Below are 18,877 nucleotides of genomic sequence, written 5' to 3'. Positions count from 1 at the left end.
GCCGCGTGGCTGACCCACCTGGCCGGAGACCGCGTCGAGGTCCGCTCCGCCGGCTCCAACCCGGGCGCCCACGTCAACCCGGCCGCCGTCGAGGCCATGCGCGAGGTCGGCATCGACATCTCCGCCGAGGTGCCGAAGATGCTCACCGTCGACGCGGTCAAGGAGTCCGACGTGTGCATCACCATGGGCTGCGGCGACACCTGCCCGGTCTTCCCCGGCAAGCGGTACCTGGACTGGCAGCTGGACGACCCGGCGGGCCAGGGCGTCGAGGCCGTCCGTCCGATCCGGGACGAGATCAAGGTGCTGGTCGAGGGCCTGATCAAGGAGATCGCGCCGGAGAAGACCGCATGAGCGACGACGAGACCACCGGCGAGATCCGCAACGTCATCGTCATCGGCTCCGGCCCCGCCGGATACACCGCCGCCCTCTACACCGCCCGCGCCAACCTCAAGCCGCTCGTCTTCGGCGGCGCGATCTTCGTCGGCGGCTCGCTCACCACGACCACCGAGGTCGAGAACTTCCCCGGCTTCCCCGAGGGCATCGACGGCCCCGTACTCATGGAGAACATGCGGGCGCAGGCCGAGAAGTTCGGCGCAGAGATCATCGAGGACGACGTCGTCGTGGTCGACCTGACCGGCGACATCAAGACCGTCACCGACACCGCCGGGACCGTGCACCGGGCGCGGACGGTGATCGTCGCGACCGGCTCCGGCTACCGCAAGCTCGGCCTGCCGAACGAGGAGGAGCTGTCCGGCCGGGGCGTGTCCTGGTGCGCGACCTGCGACGGCTTCTTCTTTCGTGACCGGGACATCGTCGTGGTCGGCGGCGGCGACACCGCGATGGAGGAGGCCACCTTCCTCACCCGCTTCGCCCGCTCCGTGACCGTCGTCCACCGCCGCTCCGCCCTGCGCGCCTCCCAGGTCATGCAGAACCGCGCCTTCGCCGACGACAAGATCTCCTTCGCCTTCGACAGCGAGATCGCGGAGATCAAGGAGAAGGACGGCATGCTCGGCGGGGTCGTCCTGCGCGACGTCTTCACCGGCGCCACCCGCGACCTGGACGTGTCCGGTCTGTTCATCGCGATCGGCCACGACCCACGCAGCGAGCTGTTCAAGGGCCAACTCGACCTGGACGACGAGGGCTACCTGAAGGTCGCCTCGCCCTCGACCCGTACGAACATCCCCGGCGTTTTCGCCGCCGGTGACGTCGTCGACCACACCTACCGCCAGGCCATCACCGCCGCCGGGTCCGGCTGCCAGGCGGCCCTCGATGCCGAGCGGTACCTCGCCGCCCTGGGTGACACCGGCGCCGGAGAGACCACGGTCGAGGACGAGTTGGTCACGGCTGGCGTCTGACCCTCACCATCCGTAGGAGACAAGCACCATGACTCTCAAGAGCGTCACTGAAGAGTCCTTCGACCAGGACGTGCTCAAGAGCGACAAGCCGGTCCTGGTCGACTTCTGGGCCGCCTGGTGCGGCCCGTGCCGCCAGCTCGCCCCCTCCCTGGAGGCGATCGCCGCCGAGCACGGCGACAAGATCGAGATCGTCAAGCTGAACATCGACGAGAACCCCGCCATCGCCGCCCAGTACGGCGTGATGTCCATCCCGACGATGAACGTCTACAAGGGCGGCGAGGTCGTGCAGACCATCGTGGGCGCCAAGCCCAAGGCCGCCCTCGAGCGCGAGCTCGCCGACCACCTCGCCTGACGCGACCAGCGGTGGGGTGCCCTGCGCACCCCACCGCACGCTTCTCTTCCCACTCCAACGGAGGTATCCCGGTGGCCAGCAAGCGCATCGTCGCCGTCGGAGGCAGCGACGCCGGCATCAGCGCCGCGCTGCGCGCCCGCGAGCTGGATCCCGACAGCGAGGTCACCGTGGTCGTGGCCGACGCGTACCCGAACTTCTCCATCTGCGGCATCCCGTACTACGTCTCCGGCGAGGTCGGGCACTGGAGCAACCTCGCCCATCGCACCCTCGCCGACCTCAAGGCCACCGGCATGGACGTACGCACCGACACCCTCGCCACCGGCATCGACGTGGCCGGCAAGCTGCTGGCGGTGCGCGGCGCGGACGGACGGGCCGAGGAACTGCCGTACGACGCGCTGATCGTCGGCACCGGCGCGGTCAGCGCGCGCCCGCCCATCATGGGCCTGACCGGGCCCGATGCCCTCGGCCCGACAGATGGCGTGCACCTGCTGCACAGCATGGGCGACACCTTCGAGGTCATGCAGACCATCGCCGAGCGTCGCCCCAGGTCGGCCGTCGTGATCGGCGCGGGATACATCGGTCTGGAGATGGCCGAGGCGCTGAGCACGCGCGGCATGCAGGTCACCCAGATCGAGGCCCTGCCGGAGGTCCTGCCGACCGTCGACTCCGAGCTCGGCGCCCTTGTCCACGCCGAACTGGAGACTCACGGCGTCGAGGTGATCACCGGCACCCACGTCTCCGCGATCACCCGCGACCCGACCGGCGGAGTGCTGCACGTCCGGGCCACGGGGCCCACTGGCAAGACCTTCACTCGCGGTGCCGACCTCGTCCTGGTCGTCGTCGGCGTCCGCCCCGACACCACGCTCGCCGCGACCGCCGGGGCCAAGCTCGGCGTGAAGGGTGCGATCGAGGTCGACGAGTACATGCGCACCTCGCTGCCGGATGTGTACGCGGCCGGGGACTGCGTCGTCACCCACCACCGGCTGCTCGGCAAGACCTGGCTGCCGCTGGGGACGACCGCCCACAAGCAGGGCCGGGTCGCGGGCGAGAACGCGCTCGGCGGTCGCCGCTGGTTCGCCGGCAGCCTGGGCACCCAGGTCGTGAAGGTCTTCGACCTCGTCGCGGCCCGCACCGGCCTGCGCGACCAGGAAGCAGCAGCCGCCGGGCGCGGCTGGACCCCGGCCACCACCGCCAGCCGCCCGGACGACCACAAGGCGTACTACCCGGGCGCCTCACCCGTCTCGATCCGCGTCACCGGCGACACCGGCAGCGGTCTCCTGTTGGGCGCCCAGCTCGTGGGACGGCGCGGCGCGGAGATCTCCAAGCGGGTCGACACCTACGCCACCGCGATCTTCCACGGCATGTCGGTCGACGGGGTGAGCGAGCTCGACCTGTCCTACACTCCGCCGCTCGGCTCCCCGTGGGACGCGGTACAGGTCGCGGCGCAGGCGTGGATGAGCGAGCATCAGCTCGACGTACAGCGCAGGATGCTGAGCGCGTCGTAACGCCGAGGGTGGGGCTCAGGCGGCCACAGGCTCCGGCTCGATTGCCGACGCCGGGTCGAGGATTTCCCGCACGCGGCGCAGTCCATCGTGGTTGAGGGAGTACCAGACCCACGTGCCGCGGCGGTCGCGGTTGAGCAGCCCGGCCTCGGTCATCACCTTCAGGTGATGGCTGACGGTCGGCTGACGCAGCCCCAGGCACTCGGTGAGGTCGCAGACGCACGCCTCACCCTTCGGCGCGCGCTCGATGAGGCGTAGCAATTGCAGACGGGTTGGGTCGGCTATGGCTTTCAGCATGGCGGCGAGCCGCTCTGCCTCCTCACGGTCGATCAGCAGGCAGGACAGGCCCGGCGTACACGTCTCCGCCTCGTCAGACACCGCCTTCGCCTCCTCGCCATACGTAGAGATAGCCATCTATTCACCATAAGCGCCGGTCAGGTGTTCCCCCGGCGTTCGAAGACCCTCCTACCCACTTGTTCACCCAGGGTTCACTTTCGCTCCGCCCTGTCCAATACATAGACAGGCGCCTATGATGCGAGGCAGGGAGAGGTTTTCTGTCGCGAACGGAAGAGGTGCCGCCATGGACGAGCAAAGCCGCTTCGGCCCAGCCACCCCTCCCCTTCGCGACACCGGGCCGGTCCTGGAGCGCATCGCCCGCCGCCTGGCCGCACGCCATGGCCGCGCCTTCTCCCGCGAGACCATCGCCGCCTACGTCGAGGAGTGCGCCGAGCTCCTCGGTCACCGAGCCCGAAACACCCTCCACCTCCCGATCCTGGTGGAACGGTTCGCCGATCAGCGCCTGGGCGCGTTGGCCAAGGCGTCAGGGCTGTGCCCCAAGCCGGTTCCGCAGGTGCTGTTCGTCTGCACCGAGAACGCCGGCCGCTCCCAGCTGGCCGCCGCTCTCCTTCGCCACCGGGCCGGGGACACGGTGGAGGTCCGCACGGCCGGCTCCGATCCAGGATCCGAGATCTCCCCGATCGTGCAGCAGCTGCTTGCCGAGCGCGGCCTGGGTACGGATGACGAGTTCCCCAAGCCCGTCACGTCCGAGGTCGTCGCCGCGGCCGATGTCGTGGTGACGCTCGGCTGCGGCGACGCCTGCGCCGTACTGCCGGGCCGACGCTATGTGGACTGGGACCTGCCCGAGCTGTCGGGGTTGGACATCGAAAGTGCGCGGTCGGTGTGCACGGCTCTGGCCGCACGGGTGGACGGCCTCACCCGCGAGCTGGTCGACGCCCCGGTCCCCGGCACCTCTTCGGATCACGGCCATCTCGGACGCAGCATGTGATGTGCCATCGCTGACGCAGCCCCCGTCACAGCGACCCCGCCGCTCCCGCCGAGCTCCAGGGCAAGAGTCGTCAACAGGTGCCCTGCGGCGCGCTGTTTACTTGCCGTGGAGCATCACATCGCGGGGAGGGAGCGGGTACGTGGGCAGAGCGTCCGCAGGAAAGAAGGCGGCCAGAACCGGCAGGACGCGTGACCACACCGTTCCCCAGATGTACTTGCGGCACTTCGCCGAACATCAGGCACGTCGTCAGTACGAACTGCGTGTGCGGCGCCTCGACAACCCCGACCGGGCTTTCCCGGCGGCACCGAGCGCGATCGGCGCCGAGCGCGGCTTCTACTGGGGCACCACCCTGGACGGCGTTCCCCATCACTCGTGCGAGGAGCTCTTCACCTCGCTGGAGGGCAACGCCGAGACCGCCCTCAAAACGATCCTCGACGACAAGGACTGGGCCCTGACACCACAGTGGCCGCTCCCACCCGAGCAACGCAGCGCCCTTTCCTGGTGGATGGCGGCGCAGATCCTGCGCACCACGCGCCAGCGCAAGCGCCTCTCTCACCCTCAACCGCCGCCCGAGGACGCTCCCGACCTCCCTGACGACATCGCCAGGATCGCCGCGAACAACCCCCACCTGCGCTACATCGTCGAGAACATCGCCGTCCTGGCATTTGTGCTGCACAACCGCCCCTGGGGCCTGGGCTTCAGCGATATGTGCCTGCTCACCAGCGACGTCCCGGTGGTCATATGGAATCGTCCTGACGCGGACGATCAGGTCCTCGCCGTGGCCCAGAGCGACATCATGCTGCCCCTGGACCCGCACCGGCTGCTGTTCCTGCCCAGCCCGGCCGAGCAACTGACCGACCCGCGCAAGCGCACGGACCACCTCCTGCACATAGAAGGTGCCGTCGGCATGGCCCTGGTCGAGGTCGCCTACGACGTGGCAGACCAGTTCGTCGTCCACCATCCCCGCCACGACCCGTGGCTGCACTGGAAACCGCACAGCCCTCGCCAGCCGAGACCCTGGGCCGGAGAAGACCATTCGGCTCCGCAGTACGCGATCCAGTACACGGTGTTCCCGCCTGACCGGAACATCGAGCGCCGCTGGACCATCGAGCATCCGCCGCCCAGGACTGCCGCGTCCTGACCACGTCCCTCCGCGAGCCCAGTCAGGTGCATGCGTCGGTGAGGCAGAGGGAGATCAGCGTCCGCGCCTCGGCGAGCGTGGGGGCGGTGATGATCTCCGCCATGGTGATCCAGTCGGTGATGAAGGTCTGCCACCGCGTCTGGCCTGCGGGCAGGAACCGCACGTGAACCCTGGCCGAAAGCCAGCCCTTTCGGTGCATGAGCGTGCCGACGGTAGGGATGTGGTGACGGCCGTGGACGATGCCCCACCGGGGGTAGCGCGTGGCCCAGATCGGCAGGTCGATGTAGGAGTCCTCTTCCTGCCCCTCCGGCACGGGACTCCCTCCCCCTTTATCGCGCCCGAGCCGGGCGAGATGTCGGCGCGCTCTGCGTCTCGGCGCACGCGCCGGGGCCGCACTCGAAGCGGTAACCCATGCCGCGGATGGCGTCGATGGTGCAGCAGCTGCCCGCTTCCTGGATCTTGTTACGTACGCGCCGTACGTGCACGGTGAGTGTGTTGCTGTCCGGCTTCTCGGTGCCCCACAGAGCCGCGGTCAGCTCCTGGCGGCTGATCAGCTTGTTGGAGCGTTCCATGAAGTAGCGCAGCAGCAGGAACTCGCGCACCGGCAACTGGAGGGAGCAACCGCGTACGTACACGTGGAAGCCGGCGACGTCGAGTTCGACGTCGCCGACCACAATGCGGGCCTCCGCGTCGGTGTCGAGGCGGGGCATGAGCAGCGGCAGGATCTCCTCGGCCCGGTACGGGCGAGCGACGAACGCCACCGCGCCCGCCGCCACCGCCCCGGTGGCCTCCTCGGCGCCGTCGGGGCCGGCGCCCACGATGACCGGGACAGGATGGAGCCGGGCGATGAGCGCGGTGACCTGGGCGGCGCTGACCACGGGCAGCGGTGCGCTGAGCAGCACCGCGCCGGGGTGCTGCACACCGAGTTGGAGCAGGGCTTCTGCTCCGTCGCGGCAGACCACCGTGGACACGCCCGCGGCGGCGAAGCGGGCGACGACCTTGGCGGCCAGGTCCGTGTCGGGCTCGGCCAGCAGCAGGTCCGGGGGCGGCGTGCCGTCGTCGGGGCCGCCGGGACCGGTTTGAGAGCCGGTCGCCGTCGGCCGGTGCGGTTCGGGTGTCACCCGGTGAACTCCTTTACGTGAAGCGCGCAAAGGGGCGGTCGCAGGACTCGATCTCGATCTCCGTCAGCCGAAGCGGCCGGAGATGTAGTCCTCGGTGCGCTGGTCGGAGGGGTTGGAGAAGATCCGCTCGGTCTCGTCGTACTCGACGAGACGGCCGTGGCGTACGCCCTTGTCGTCCACGTCGGCGGTGAAGAAGGCAGTGCGGTGCGAGACGCGCGCGGCCTGCTGCATGTTGTGGGTGGCGACGATGATCGTGAACTCCTGGGCCAGGTGCTCCATCAGGTCCTCGATCTTCGCCGTGGCGATCGGGTCGAGGGCCGAGCAGGGCTCGTCCATGAGGATCACCTCGGGCTTGACCGCGATGGTGCGCGCGATGCACAGCCGCTGCTGCTGACCGCCGGACAGCGCCAGAGCCGAGGTCTTGAGCTTGTCCTTGACCTCGTCCCAGAGCGCGGCGTGGGTGAGGGTCTCCTCGACCAGGTCGTCGAGGTTGCCCTTGAAGCCGCCCACCCTGGGGCCGTAGGCGATGTTGTCGTAAATCGACTTGGGGAACGGGTTGGGCTTCTGGAAGACCATGCCGATGCGGCGGCGCACCTCTATCGGGTCGACGTCACGGCCGTACAGGTCCTCGTTGTGGTAGCGGATCTTGCCGGCCACGCGGGCGGTGGGCACCAGGTCGTTCATGCGGTTGAAGCAGCGGATCACGGTGGACTTGCCGCAGCCGGACGGGCCGATCATCGCCGTGATCTGGCGCTGACCGATGGTCATGTTGACGTCGCGGACGGCCTCGTGGTCGCCGTAGAAGACCGACAGACCGCTGACCTCGAACACCGGACTGGCCAGGGACGGCGCGTCGCGGAAGGTGACCTGGGGGGTCTTGGTGCCGCCGGTGGCGTCGGTGGGTGGGGTCATGACGGGCTCCTGCATGGCGGAAACGGGCATCTCGGGGCGACTGGTGGGGTCGGTCACGGGGCTCACCACCGGCGGGAGAAGTGGTTGCGCAGCCAGATCGCCAGGGAGTTCATCGCCAGCAGGATCACCAGCAAGACGACGATCGCGGCGGAGGCGAGCGAGACGAACTCGGCGCGGGACTGGCTGATCCAGTTGAAGATCTGGATCGGCAGGACGGTGAACGGGCTCTGCACACCGGTCGGGTTGAAGGTGATGAACGTCAGCCCGCCGAGCAGCAGCAGCGGCGCGGCCTCACCGATCGCCCTCGACAAGGCGAGGATCGAGCCGGTCGCCATGCCGGGCACCGCGGCCGGCAGGACCTGGCGCCAGATGGTCTGCCACTGGGTCGCCCCCAGCGCGAGGGACGCCTGCCGGATCGACTGCGGTACGGCCCTGATCGCCTCGCGCGAGGAGATGATCACGACGGGCAGCACCAGCAGCGACAGGGTCAGCGAGGCCGTCAGGACCGTCTGGCCGAAGCCGAGGCCGCGGGAGATGACGCCGAGTCCGAGGATGCCGTAGATGATGGACGGTACGGCCGCCAGGTTCTGGATGTTGATCTCGATCGCGCGGTTGTACCAGCGGTTGGGGTCGGCGTACTCCTCCAGGTAGATCGCGGTGAGGACGCCGGTCGGCAGGCAGTACAGCGCGGTGAAGGCGATCACCCAGATCGTGCCCATGATCGCCGACTGGGCACCGGCGCTGGACGGATCGATGATGTCCGGGAAGTTCGTCCAGATCCGCGAGTCGAGGCGGGGCCAGGCTTCGACCACCACGTAGACCAGCAGCGAAGCCAGGAAGACCACACCCACGGCGAGCGAGGCCCACAGGCTGAGCTGGAAGAACCGCTCCCGCCACGGCGTGCCCCGGCCCTTCAGGCGGGGAGCCTCGGGAAGGTCCACGGCGAGGTCGCGGTCGACGGTCGGGGAACTCATCACTCGTACACCTCCCGGTACTTGCGCACCAGGCGAATGCTGACCAGGTTCATCACCAGGGTCATCACGAACAGCAGCAGGCCCACCGCGAAGATGGTCTTGTAGCCGAGGGACCCGGTGGGCTGGTCACCGATGCCGGCCGCGGCGATGAACGCGGTCATGGTCTGCATGCCTTCGAGCGGGTTGAAGGACAGGTTGGGGCGCCCGCCCGCCGCCACGGCGACGATCATCGTCTCGCCGATCGCCCGAGAGATGCCCAGCACGATCGCCGCGACGATGCCGGACAGGGCGGCCGGGAAGACCACCCGGGTGGAGACCTGCATCCGCGACGAGCCGAGCGCAGCGAGGAGAGCTCCGTCCGCCTCCGCAGCGCCGAAGCGATCACGCACACCACCATGCGACCGCCGATAGCACCACAGCAGCTTTCGTGTGCCAGATTGCGCACTTTCAACCGACCTCACCGCCGGACGGATTACGTTCTGCCCTGAGGGGGCTTCTGGAGCACCCCGGTCCTCGTCACCTCACAGGAGCCCTGCATGAGTGGAGAGCTGGCCCCAGTCGACCAGGCATCCAACTCACCGACGGCATCCGGCGGCATGACCGCCGAAGAGATCGACAATGCCCTGTCATCCATGGCCCGGGCATCGGCTGTACTACTTCAAGCCAGTGAAGCCGCGCGGCAGCACATGGACGAGCTGGATACCCTCAAAGAGGCCGAGCTCCGGCAACACGGCAACGCTCGGAGCTCCACATACGACCCGGAGTCCGTGCTTGTCTCAGTCCGGCTGAAGGTGGCCGTCAACACCGCGAAGACGCATCAGGATGCCGCGCACGAGTTCGTCTGCTGGTGGGTCGACGCGGCCATCGCGGCCTGGCGATCCACAGCTCACGGAGCACCGCTGCATCGCGCCCGTATGGGTGCAGCCGCGCCCGAAACACTGATGCCCGACGAAGACCTGGCGTTGTTGCCAACGGTTGATGACCTGACGCGGCAGCTTGTGGAACTGTGTGCCTTTCTCGGCCCACCCCCTGTGGGAGAGATGAGCGATCAGGCACAGGATCCTGCGGCCATGGCTGCCGGCATGGCGGCGCACTCCGGACTGCGCCTCCGCCGAGACGAGACAGGCAATGTGAGAGTGCTGGACGATGCCGAGCCGGAGGCACGTCGACGTCGTCTCTGGGGTGATTACTGGATCGATCACCGGCTCCCGCGACTCCCCGATCCGAAGGAACTCGATCTTTTACTGGCCCCTGCTCCGGAGGGGGTTGCGCAACGTCTGCAGTCCGCCACCCAGGCAGTAATCCGTGTGACGAGGGCGGGACTGCGCCTCTCCGAGATGGAGAGCAATGAGGCTCCCTGGACTCCGGCAGAGATTGCCGAGTACGACCGCCTGTCCGACCAGGTGAGCAGGGTGACCACGGTTCTCGCCGAGTATGCCCGCACTGTTACCGACGCACTGCCCGAGATGCGGGCCGCGTTGACCTGAGACGGAGCGATCAGGTCAGGCAAATGTTCTTATGCAAAGCGAGCGTGGCCCCTGGTTCCTTAGTGGCCGATCAGCACCTTGGGAGAAATCTGGGAGAAGATCTTCTCCCAGAGTCCCTTCGGGGCCACCCCAGACCAACCGAGACCAACGCTCTGACCTGCGCAAACATCAAGCACGACAGGTGGACAGCCTGCGAGACCTTCGTTCGGGACGAAGAGGTCGTGGGTTCAGATCCCGCCTGATCGGTCGAGTCAAGTCTCCTTGCGAACAAGCGACTTGGGGGCCGGGCAACAGCGGGTGGACGGCAGAGTCCGAGCCAGACTTGTTTGGTTCGGCCGGACTTCAGACCGACAGTCCGCACCTTCGTCACGCAAGGAACGACAACCGCACCTGCCGACGAGGATTGTCCTTGTTCGTGTCCACGAGGCACACCGACTGCCACGTCCCGAGCTCCAGCCGCCCGCCCAGCACCGGCAGCGTCGCGTGAGGCGGGACGATGGCCGGGAGGACGTGGTCGCGGCCGTGGCCGGGGCTGCCGTGGCGGTGTTGCCAGCGGTCGTCGGCGGGGAGAAGGGTGTGCAGGGCGGCCAGGAGGTCGTCGTCGCTGCCTGCGCCCGTCTCGATGATCGCGATGCCGGCCGTGGCGTGCGGCACGAAGACGTTCAGGAGGCCGTCGCGGCCCGCCGCCGTCTCCTGCAGGAAGGCCTCGCAGTCGCGGGTGATGTCCACGACCCTCTCCGAGGAGCCGGAGGCGACGTTCAGAACTCGGGTGGTGAAGGCGTCTGACATGTCGTCCATCCTCGCCCATGCGCCGAAGTTCGCGCGCCAGGGGACGATCCGAGACGACCGAGCTGTGATACACGGGGTCCACTTGACGGGACACCGTTGACCGCAGCCGCGCCATCTGGCCACTTTCGGCGGCATGTTGCGTTCAGCCCTGCTCACCACGCGCGGTCACATCGACCTGCTGCGGGTGACCTCCGCCGCGTGTCGCCGCGGCTGCTGACGCCCTTCTTCTCGCTCACCCCTTCCGCCGTCGCGGCACCGCCCCACCCGCACGTCTGAGCTCTCCATGAGACGTGGCGGCGCCGAGACGCGTATCCCCACCGGTCGCTCGCCCCCGTGGAGCACTCATGAGCATCAGCCATGCCCCACCCGGCTCTCCCGAGCCGGACATTTCCGATATATCCGGTGCCGGTCGTACGAAGACCCACACCGCCACCGACGACTCCACCCCCTCTCCACCCGACCTAGAACCCCTCCTCTCCGCCTCCTCCCGCCACACCCGCCTCCCTCACTGGCTGCGCCGCACCACCGGCCCCGTCCTCCTCCTCATCCTGTGGCAACTGCTCAGCAGCACAGGCCTGTTGACGGCCGACGTCCTCGCCCAGCACACTGAACGCCTCAAGTTCCTGGTCGCGTTCCGGCCGGGCCTGATCTCGCCGACGCTCGCCGCGCAGATGGCGGCGACTCGGCCGAGCAGCGCCGCTTCGGCGACCGTCTCGACCACGATCAGCGGTATGCCCGGACGGACGAGTTCCTGTCCGTCGTACGCGGGGTGTGGCGCGGTGAGCCGTACGACTTCCATGGCGCCCACCACCAAGTCGACGGCGGGCTCACCGCACTGCCGCCCGAGCCGGTGCCGCAGCTGTTCTTCGGCGGTTCCTCCCTGGCGGCCGATCTGGAGATCTACCGAACCTCTGGGCGGGCGTCGGGCTGGTCCGCGGTGGTGCGGGGACCGCGCTGGTCGGGAGCCATGCCGAGGTGCCGAATTGACCGAGGGGGTGATTCCCGAGCTGGCGGCGCGCGGTTTGATCGGCGCTACGGCGGCGGAGGCGCCGAGGCCGGTGTTCCGCTGCTCGTCGCGGGCGCGCGCTGATCTTCGGGGCCGGGCCCGGGGAAGTTCCTCGCCCTCGATGCAGTTAGTAGAAACGTGAACAATGCTGAGGCGGACGAAGCGGGCGAGGTGGCCAAAGCGGCCGAAGCACTCGCCGTAGTCGACGTAGTCGTCATAGGCGCTGGTCAGGCAGGCCTCTCCAGCGCCTATCACCTGCGGCGCACCGGCCTCGAGCCGGACCGCGACTTCGTGGTGCTGGACCACTCCCCCGGCCCGGGCGGCGCCTGGCAGTTCCGGTGGCCCTCGCTGACGTACGGCAAGGTGCACGGGATGCACGCGCTGCCCGGCATGGAGCTGACCGGCGCCGACCCCGAGCGGGCGTCGTCCGAGGTCATCGCCGAGTACTTCGACAGCTACGAGCGGACCTTCGACCTGCGTGTGCGGCGGCCCGTCGACGTGCGTGCCGTGCGCGAGGGCGCGGACGGACGGCTGCTCGTCGAGAGTTCGGCGGGGACCTGGTCGACGCGGGCGCTGATCAACGCTACCGGCACCTGGGACCGGCCGTTCTGGCCGCGCTACCCCGGTCAGGAGACGTTCCGAGGGCAGCAGTTTCACACCGCGCAGTACCCCGGGCCCGAGGAGTTCGCCGGGCAGCGGGTCGTCGTGGTGGGCGGGGGCGCCTCCGGCACCCAGCATCTGCTGGAGATCGCCCGCTACGCCGCCGCCACGACCTGGGTCACGCGACGCCCGCCCGTGTTCCGCGAAGGCTCCTTCACCGAAGATGTCGGCCGGGCGGCCGTCGCGCTGGTCGAGGAGCGGGTCCGCCAGGGGCTGCCACCGAAGAGCGTCGTCTCGGTCACGGGGCTGCCCCTCAACGACGCCGTGCGGCAAGGGCTCGCGGACGGGGTCCTGGACCGGCAGCCCATGTTCGACCGGATCACGCCGGACGGGGTGGAGTGGAAGGACGGGCGGCGCGTGGACGCCGACGTCATCCTGTGGGCGACCGGTTTCCGCGCCGCCATCGACCATCTGGCCCCGCTGCGCCTGCGCGAGCCGGGCGGCGGGATCCGCGTGGAGGGAACGCGCGCGGTCGCCGACCCCCGCATCCACCTGGTCGGCTACGGCCCGTCCGCCAGCACGATCGGCGCCAACCGGGCCGGCCGCGCGGCCGTACGGGACATCAGGCGGTTGCTGTCCGAGGAGCCGGTGGCGGCGTGACGTTCCGGCGACGGGTTGCGCGGCGGTCGGCTGAGCGATGGCCAGCTTGGTCGCGGCCGACCCGGCGGCAGGCGACTCGACGGCGGCCAACCTGACGGCGGTCGGCTGGACGACGGCCGACCGAGCGGCCGACACGTGTCGACCACCAACCAAGCAGCAGCCGGCTGGACAACGGCCAACTTGAGCACGCCAACCCGGCGGGAAGCCACTCGGCCGCGGCCAGCGGGACGGAGGCCGACCGAGCGGCGGCCTGCACATGGCCGCAACCAACCAAGCAGCAGCCGGCATTGCGGCGGGCGACCGAGCGGCCGACACGTGTCGACCACCAACCAAGCAGCAGCCGGCTGGACAACGGCCAACTTGAGCGCCGCCAACCCGGCAGGAGGCCACTCGGCGGCGGCCAACCTGACGGCTGTCGGCTGAACGACGGCCGACTCGGGCGCCACCAACCCGGCAGCAGGCCACTCGGCGGCGGCCAACCCAGCGGCGGCCAGCGGGACCGAGGCCGACCGAGCGGCGGCCGGCACGTGGACGCAACCAACCAAGCGGCAGTCGGTATTGCGGTGGGCGACTTGGTGGCTGGCAGCCACCAGCAAGCAGGCCTGGGCAGCTTGAGGCCCGGGACGGAGGACGGGCGTCGTCGGATTTCCCGTGCCTGCGCGCCGACGGGCTCGGGCCGTTGGTTTCACGTCGATGGGAACCGGCGCCCGTAAGCAGCCGGTTCATGTCGCCGGGAACCGAGACCGCACTCCGGTTGCTGTCGTCCCGTCACCGCCAGGCCTGCAAGCCTGCGAGGCCATCGCCGGGCGCCGGACGCAGCACCGGTCGCCGCGGCGCGTGTCCGTACGTGGACCAGCCGAAGACCCGGTCGTCGTACGATGCCCCGCGGTCACTTCGTCGGCTGCGGGCTGGCCGGGCTCGCCTTCCGCTGGGCGTTGAACTCGGCGACATTGCGCTGGTGTTCCGCGTAGTCGGCCGTGAAGCGGGTGTCACCCGGCTTGACCGTGACGAAGTACAGCCAGTCGCCCGGGGACGGACTGATCGCGGCGCGCATCGCGTCCTCGCCGGGGTTGTCGATCGGCGTGGGCGGCAGGCCCATGCGCTGGTACGAGTTGTAGGGGCTCTCGATGCGCGTGTCGGCCTCGGTGGTCTTGAGCGTGGAGCGGTTGAGCGCGTAGTTGATGGTGGAGTCCATCTGCAACGGCATCCCGCGTTCGAGCCGGTTGAAGATGACCCGGGCCACCTTGCCCATGTCAGCTTTGCTGCCGGCCTCGGCCTGGACGATGCTCGCGATGGTGACCGCCTGATAGACGTTCATGGCGTTGCGCTGGGCGCCGGCGGCGATCGGGGCGCCGCTGAACTTCTTGTTGGCGGTGTCGACCATGGCCGACAGCAGGGAGTCCGGTGTCGCCTTTTTACCGTTCTGTTCCAGTGGATACGTCGCCGGGAAGAGGTAGCCCTCGGGGTTGCCATCGGCGTCGTTCGGGAGTTTGAGGTCGAGCTTGCCGAGGGACTTCCTGGTGGACCCTGGCGGCAGGGCGAGGGCCCTGTCGACGGCGTCGTACACCTGGCTCGCGCGCCAGCCTTCAGGGATCACCAGCGAGGTGGGCCGCGCCGGCTCCTCCTCGCCGAGGATCAGCAGCGGCACCGCCACGGCGGCGCCGGCCACGACGGCGCCGGCGGCAATGAGAGCGATACGGCCCCGGTGCGTCAGTCGAATCGTGTTCCGTGGCGGAGTGTTCAAGTGCATGCGGGCACGGTATCCCGCAAACACTTATAAACCCGACATAACGTCACCTCGTCGGCTCCAGTTGGGCGTCCCGGCGGACCAGCCCGGCATAGCGCCCCTCCCGCTCCAACAGTTCCTCGTGTGTACCCCGTTCGGCCACGCGCCCGCCGTCGAGGACCACGATCTGGTCGGCGCCCCGAATGGTGGACAGGCGGTGCGCGATGGTGAGGGTGGTGCGGTTGGCGGACAGCGCGTCGATGGCCTCCTGGACGGCGTGTTCGGTGCGGGTGTCCAGGGCGCTGGTCGCCTCGTCGAGGATGAGGACCGGCGGATCGCGCAGGATCGTACGGGCGATGGCCAGGCGCTGTTTCTCACCGCCGGAGAAGCGGTGGCCGCGCTCGCCGACGACCGTGTCGTAACCGTCGGGCAGGCCGGCGATGTGGTCGTGGATCTGGGCCGCCTCGGCCGCCGCACGCAACTCCTCGTCGGTGGCGTCCGGCTTGGCGAAGCGCAGGTTGTCGGCGACGGAGGCGTGGAAGAGGTACGTCTCCTGCGAGACGACGCCGACCGCGCGGGCGAGGGTGTCGAAGTCGAGGTCGCGCACGTCGACGCCGTCGAGGGTGACACGGCCGCCCGTCACGTCGTAGAGCCGCGGCACGAGGTGGCCGAGCGTGGACTTTCCGGCGCCGGTCGGGCCGACGACCGCGAGGCTGCCGCCCGCCGGGACGGTGAGGTCGATGCCGTCGAGTATCGGTCCACCCTTGCCGTCGTACCGGAACTCGACGTCCTCGAAGCGGACCTCGCCCTTGATGCGGTCGAGATGAACGGGGTCTTCCCGCTCGGTGATGTCGATGGGCAGGTCGAGGTACTCGAAGATGCGCTGGAAGAGCGCGAGCGAGGCCTGGATCTGCACGCCGGTGGACAGCAGGCTGACGGCCGGACGGAACAGGCCCTGCTGGAGCGAGACGAAGGCGACGATCGTGCCGATCGAGACCTGCGGGCCGCCGAGTTGGAGAGCCATTCCCGCGGCCCAGTAGATCACGGCGGGCATGGCGGCCATGACGATGCCGATGACGGCCATGCGCCAGCGGCCGGCCATGTTCGAGCGCACTTCGAGATCGACGAGCCGCTCGGACTCGTCGGCGAAAGCCGCGGTGAGCGAGTCGGAGCGGCCCATCGTACGGCCGAGCAGGATGCCACTGACCGAGAGCGACTCGGTGACCGTGGCGGCCATCGCGGCCATCTGCTTCTGACGCTGGGTGGTGATCTTCTTGCGTTCCCTGCCGACGCGGCGGCTGATCCACACGAACACCGGCAGCAGGAGCAGCGAGACGACGGTCAGGCGCCACTCGAGGGCGATCATCGCGACGATCGTGGCGACCACACTGGTCAGGTTGGAGACCAGGGAGGTCGCGGTGGAGGTGACGGTGGCCTGCATGCCGCCGATGTCGTTGGCGATGCGGGACTGCACCTCGCCGGTGCGGGTGCGGGTGAAGAAGGCGAGCGACATGCGCTGCAGGCGGCCGTAGACGGCGGTGCGCAGGTCGTGCATGACGCGCTGGCCGACCGTCGTGGAGATCAGGGTCTGCAGCACGCCGAAGATGCTGGTGAGGACGGCACTGAGGATCATGCCGAGCGCGAGCAGGGCGAGCAGGCCGGTGCGGCCCTCGGGGATCGCGACGTCGAGGATCGCCTTCAGCAGGAAGGGCGTGGCGACGCCGGCCAGCGACGCGGCGCCGACGAGGAGGCCGACTACGGCGAGGCGACCACGGTAGGGACGGAAGAGTCGCAGGATGCGGCGCACCTGCCGGGGTTGTTCCTGCTCCGCGGCGGATGGCGTCCAGGTGGGTTCGTTGTCGGGGTGCATGGGCTCCTACGGGAGGTGTGGCGATACGGACTCACGGAGCTTAGCTCATTGTTACCTATGCTCACAATGAACGTGGTCCTGATATTGTTCCCGCATGACCACCCCCGATCCCGACGGCCCGCTCGCCGAGCAGCTGCTGCGCCTGACCCGCCGGGTGCACCGGATCCAGAAACGGCACCTGCAGCAGTGCGGCCTGGGCGTCACCCCGGCCCAGTCCCGCCTCCTGCGCACCCTCGCGCACTACGACTCACCGCCCCGCATGGCCGACCTCGCCGAGCGCCTGGAGGTGGTACCGCGCGCCGTGACGACGCTGGTCGACGGGCTGGAGACGAGCGGGAAGGTACGACGGGTGCCGGATCCGACGAACCGGCGGGTGATCCGCATAGAGCTCACCGACGACGGGCGGGGGGCCCTGCGGGAGTTGCACGGTGCGCGACGGTCCGCGGCGGAGGAGATCCTGGCGCCGCTGACGGACGAACAGCGCGAGGTGCTGGGCGGGTTGCTGGACACGCTGATCGACGGGGGTGGCGAGCGGCGCTGCTGAGCGGTTGTCGGCCACGTCGAGCCGGCAATTCCCTGCCAGGACACCTGCTCATGAGCCGGCTCTGGCGGTGACAGACCGCGGCCACCGCTCCGTACTGCTGGGGCGGTGGCCGCGATCGTGCTGACTGTGACCGTCAACTGGCCTCGGAGGCCGTCTCCTTGGCGGTCTGGGCCGGTACGGCGACAGACTCCTCGGGCTTCTTGAGCTCCGCCTTCTCCGACGTCTCCGCCTCGTCGTCCTCCAGCTCGACCACGATCTCGCCGTCCAGGACCTTCTTGGCCCGCTCCTTGTCCAGGGCGCCCTCCCAGCGGGAGACCGCGAAGACGGCGACACAGTTGCCGAGCAGGTTGGTGACGACGCGCATCGAGTCCATGATGCGGTCCACGCCCAGCAGCAGGGCGACGGCTCCGGCCGGGATGGCGCCCAGCGAGGAGGCGGTCGCGGACAGGGCGAGGAACGCCGAGCCGGGGATGCCCGCCATGCCCTTGCTGGTCAGCATCAGCACCAGCACCACGGTGATCTGCTGGCTGAAGCTGAGGTCCACGCCCACGGCCTGGGCGATGAACAGCGTGCCGATGGACAGGTAGAGCGAGGCGCCGTCGAGGTTGAAGGAGTAGCCCGTCGGCAGCACCAGGCCCACGGCGTCGTCGCGGGCGCCGGCCTTGCGCAGCTTCTGCATCACGCGCGGCAGGACGGACTCGGTGGACGCGGTGCCGAGCGCGAGGAGCATCTCCTCACGGATGTAGCGCAGGAACTTCCAGAGGCTGAGCCCGGTGACCACCTTCAGGGCGACAGCGAGGAGCGCGATGAAGAGCGCCGCGGCCGCGTAGCACAGGATGATCAGCTTGCCGTAGGTCTCGATGACGCCGAGCCCGTAGTTGCCGATCAGGACGGCCATCGCGCCGAACACCGCGATCGGGGCCAGCCGCATGACGAAGCCGACGATCGCGAAGATGATCTCCTGGGCCTGCTCGATGGCGGGCAGCACCTTCGGCACCTTGGTGCGGCCGAGGTGCAGCAGCGCGGCGCCCACCAGACAGGCCAGAATGAGCACTTGGAGCAGGGAGTTCTCGGCGAAGGCGCCGATGAAAGAGGTGGGAATCGCGTTCAGCACGAACTCGGTCGTCGACGGCAGCGAACCGCCGCCCGTCTTCGCGTCGACCGCCGAGGTGTCGAGCGTGGACGGGTCGACGTTCATCCCGGACCCGGGCTGGACCACGTTGGCGGCGAGGAGCCCGATGAGCAGCGCGAGCGTGCTCGCGACCTCGAACCAGATCAGGGCCTTGAGCCCGATCCGGCCGAACGCCTTCAGGTCACCGGCCTTGGCGATGCCGACGACGACCACACAGAACACGAGCGGCGAGATGATCGTCTTGATGAGCCGGATGAAACCGTCGCCGAGCGGCTGGAGATCCGCGGCGAAGCCGGGCCACAGCTTCCCGACGACGATTCCGAGCACGAGCGCGCAGGCGACCTGCGCGAAGAGAGAGGTACGCAGCATGCGTGCGACGCGTCGCGGCAGGGACGGAACGGACGGCGGCACGGGCACTCCT

The 18,877-nt window shown here is 69.2% G+C and carries 20 protein-coding genes and 1 pseudogene; 11 read left to right on the top strand and 10 right to left on the bottom strand.

Going from position 1 to position 18,877, the window contains the following annotated elements; all coding sequences use genetic code 11:
* The 4 genes from ADL12_RS21285 to ADL12_RS21270 all read left to right on the top strand — a co-directional run.
* Positions 1 to 351: arsenate reductase/protein-tyrosine-phosphatase family protein (locus ADL12_RS21285; RefSeq protein WP_062704258.1), on the top strand; the 351-nt coding region annotated here is incomplete at its 5' end.
* Positions 348 to 1,355, top strand: a complete 1,008-nt coding sequence (trxB, locus tag ADL12_RS21280; protein ID WP_062704257.1) for a thioredoxin-disulfide reductase — start codon at positions 348 to 350, stop codon at positions 1,353 to 1,355. The genes ADL12_RS21285 and trxB, both read left to right, overlap by 4 nt.
* Before the next feature lie 28 nt (positions 1,356 to 1,383).
* Positions 1,384 to 1,707 carry a thioredoxin gene (gene trxA / locus ADL12_RS21275; protein WP_062704256.1) on the top strand — a complete coding sequence of 108 codons (324 nt, stop codon included), beginning with the start codon at positions 1,384 to 1,386 and terminating at the stop codon, positions 1,705 to 1,707.
* A 71-nt stretch (positions 1,708 to 1,778) separates the two neighbouring features.
* Positions 1,779 to 3,212, top strand: coding sequence for an FAD-dependent oxidoreductase (locus ADL12_RS21270; RefSeq protein WP_062704255.1), 1,434 nt, complete (start codon positions 1,779 to 1,781; stop codon positions 3,210 to 3,212).
* Positions 3,213 to 3,227: 15 nt separating this feature from the next.
* Here the strand turns inward: ADL12_RS21270 and ADL12_RS21265 are convergent, their stop codons facing one another.
* Entirely contained in the window at positions 3,228 to 3,623 is a 396-nt protein-coding gene (locus ADL12_RS21265; RefSeq protein ID WP_062704254.1) for an ArsR/SmtB family transcription factor, read from the bottom strand.
* Between the two features lie 166 nt (positions 3,624 to 3,789).
* On the opposite strand from ADL12_RS21265, the gene ADL12_RS21260 reads away from it, so the two are divergent.
* Together ADL12_RS21260 and ADL12_RS21255 are read left to right on the top strand one after the other, a co-directional pair.
* A complete protein-coding gene (locus tag ADL12_RS21260; RefSeq protein WP_062704253.1) occupies positions 3,790 to 4,494 on the top strand; it encodes an arsenate-mycothiol transferase ArsC in 705 nt (234 codons plus the stop codon).
* On the top strand, positions 4,376 to 5,635 hold the full coding sequence (locus ADL12_RS21255; protein WP_279617158.1) for a DUF4238 domain-containing protein: 1,260 nt from the start codon (positions 4,376 to 4,378) through the stop codon (positions 5,633 to 5,635). The genes ADL12_RS21260 and ADL12_RS21255 overlap by 119 nt, the downstream gene beginning before the upstream one ends.
* A 22-nt stretch (positions 5,636 to 5,657) precedes the next feature.
* Here ADL12_RS21255 and ADL12_RS21250 read toward each other — a convergent pair whose 3' ends face one another.
* The 5 genes from ADL12_RS21250 to ADL12_RS21230 all read right to left on the bottom strand — a co-directional run bounded on the left by ADL12_RS21250 (position 5,658) and on the right by ADL12_RS21230 (position 9,031).
* The gene (locus tag ADL12_RS21250) at positions 5,658 to 5,948 is read right to left on the bottom strand and encodes a hypothetical protein (RefSeq protein ID WP_062704251.1); all 291 of its coding nucleotides are present in this window, start codon (positions 5,946 to 5,948) and stop codon (positions 5,658 to 5,660) included.
* A 16-nt stretch (positions 5,949 to 5,964) separates the two neighbouring features.
* Entirely contained in the window at positions 5,965 to 6,756 is a 792-nt protein-coding gene (locus ADL12_RS21245) for a winged helix-turn-helix transcriptional regulator (protein ID WP_062704250.1), read from the bottom strand.
* Positions 6,757 to 6,819: 63 nt separating this feature from the next.
* Positions 6,820 to 7,668, bottom strand: coding sequence for a phosphate ABC transporter ATP-binding protein PstB (gene pstB, locus ADL12_RS21240; protein ID WP_208614587.1), 849 nt, complete (start codon positions 7,666 to 7,668; stop codon positions 6,820 to 6,822).
* A gap of 62 nt (positions 7,669 to 7,730) precedes the next feature.
* Positions 7,731 to 8,642 (bottom strand): phosphate ABC transporter permease PstA, encoded by a 912-nt coding sequence (gene pstA / locus ADL12_RS21235; protein ID WP_062704249.1) that lies wholly within the window; start codon positions 8,640 to 8,642, stop codon positions 7,731 to 7,733.
* Positions 8,642 to 9,031 carry a PstC family ABC transporter permease gene (locus tag ADL12_RS21230; protein ID WP_244187997.1) on the bottom strand — a complete coding sequence of 130 codons (390 nt, stop codon included), beginning with the start codon at positions 9,029 to 9,031 and terminating at the stop codon, positions 8,642 to 8,644. Before ADL12_RS21230 ends, pstA begins: the two co-directional genes overlap by 1 nt.
* Before the next feature lie 147 nt (positions 9,032 to 9,178).
* Here ADL12_RS21230 and ADL12_RS21225 point away from each other — a divergent pair, with 147 nt between their 5' ends.
* Positions 9,179 to 10,129, top strand: coding sequence for a hypothetical protein (locus ADL12_RS21225; RefSeq protein WP_159053237.1), 951 nt, complete (start codon positions 9,179 to 9,181; stop codon positions 10,127 to 10,129).
* Between the two features lie 366 nt (positions 10,130 to 10,495).
* Here the strand turns inward: ADL12_RS21225 and ADL12_RS21220 are convergent, their stop codons facing one another.
* Positions 10,496 to 10,918, bottom strand: a complete 423-nt coding sequence (locus ADL12_RS21220; RefSeq protein ID WP_062704247.1) for a secondary thiamine-phosphate synthase enzyme YjbQ — start codon at positions 10,916 to 10,918, stop codon at positions 10,496 to 10,498.
* Between the two features lie 133 nt (positions 10,919 to 11,051).
* On the opposite strand from ADL12_RS21220, the gene ADL12_RS58520 reads away from it, so the two are divergent.
* From ADL12_RS58520 to ADL12_RS21210, 3 genes and pseudogenes are all read left to right on the top strand, one after another.
* Entirely contained in the window at positions 11,052 to 11,135 is an 84-nt protein-coding gene (locus ADL12_RS58520; protein ID WP_311737185.1) for a putative leader peptide, read from the top strand.
* A 127-nt stretch (positions 11,136 to 11,262) separates the two neighbouring features.
* Positions 11,263 to 12,008: pseudogene (locus tag ADL12_RS50730) on the top strand (LLM class flavin-dependent oxidoreductase).
* A gap of 87 nt (positions 12,009 to 12,095) precedes the next feature.
* Positions 12,096 to 13,184, top strand: coding sequence for an NAD(P)-binding domain-containing protein (locus ADL12_RS21210; RefSeq protein WP_062704263.1), 1,089 nt, complete (start codon positions 12,096 to 12,098; stop codon positions 13,182 to 13,184).
* An 889-nt stretch (positions 13,185 to 14,073) separates the two neighbouring features.
* Here the strand turns inward: ADL12_RS21210 and mltG are convergent.
* Together mltG and ADL12_RS21200 are read right to left on the bottom strand one after the other, a co-directional pair.
* A complete protein-coding gene (mltG, locus tag ADL12_RS21205) occupies positions 14,074 to 14,934 on the bottom strand; it encodes an endolytic transglycosylase MltG (RefSeq protein WP_062704245.1) in 861 nt (286 codons plus the stop codon).
* 43 nt (positions 14,935 to 14,977) lie between these two features.
* Positions 14,978 to 16,780: an ABC transporter ATP-binding protein gene (locus tag ADL12_RS21200; RefSeq protein WP_062704244.1), complete on the bottom strand. Its 1,803-nt coding sequence runs from the start codon at positions 16,778 to 16,780 to the stop codon at positions 14,978 to 14,980.
* Between the two features lie 94 nt (positions 16,781 to 16,874).
* On the opposite strand from ADL12_RS21200, the gene ADL12_RS21195 reads away from it, so the two are divergent.
* Complete coding sequence (locus ADL12_RS21195; protein ID WP_062704243.1) at positions 16,875 to 17,324, top strand: MarR family winged helix-turn-helix transcriptional regulator; 450 nt, start codon at positions 16,875 to 16,877, stop codon at positions 17,322 to 17,324.
* A 133-nt stretch (positions 17,325 to 17,457) separates the two neighbouring features.
* Here the strand turns inward: ADL12_RS21195 and ADL12_RS21190 are convergent, their stop codons facing one another.
* On the bottom strand, positions 17,458 to 18,867 hold the full coding sequence (locus ADL12_RS21190) for a cation:dicarboxylate symporter family transporter (protein WP_062704242.1): 1,410 nt from the start codon (positions 18,865 to 18,867) through the stop codon (positions 17,458 to 17,460).
* Positions 18,868 to 18,877 lie beyond the last annotated feature (10 nt).

The sequence above is a fragment of the Streptomyces regalis genome (assembly GCF_001509475.1).
Taxonomy (GTDB): Bacteria; Actinomycetota; Actinomycetes; order Streptomycetales; family Streptomycetaceae; genus Streptomyces; species Streptomyces regalis.
The sequence above is the reverse complement of the archived record's forward strand: the minus strand, read 5'-3'. Positions and strand labels throughout refer to the sequence as shown.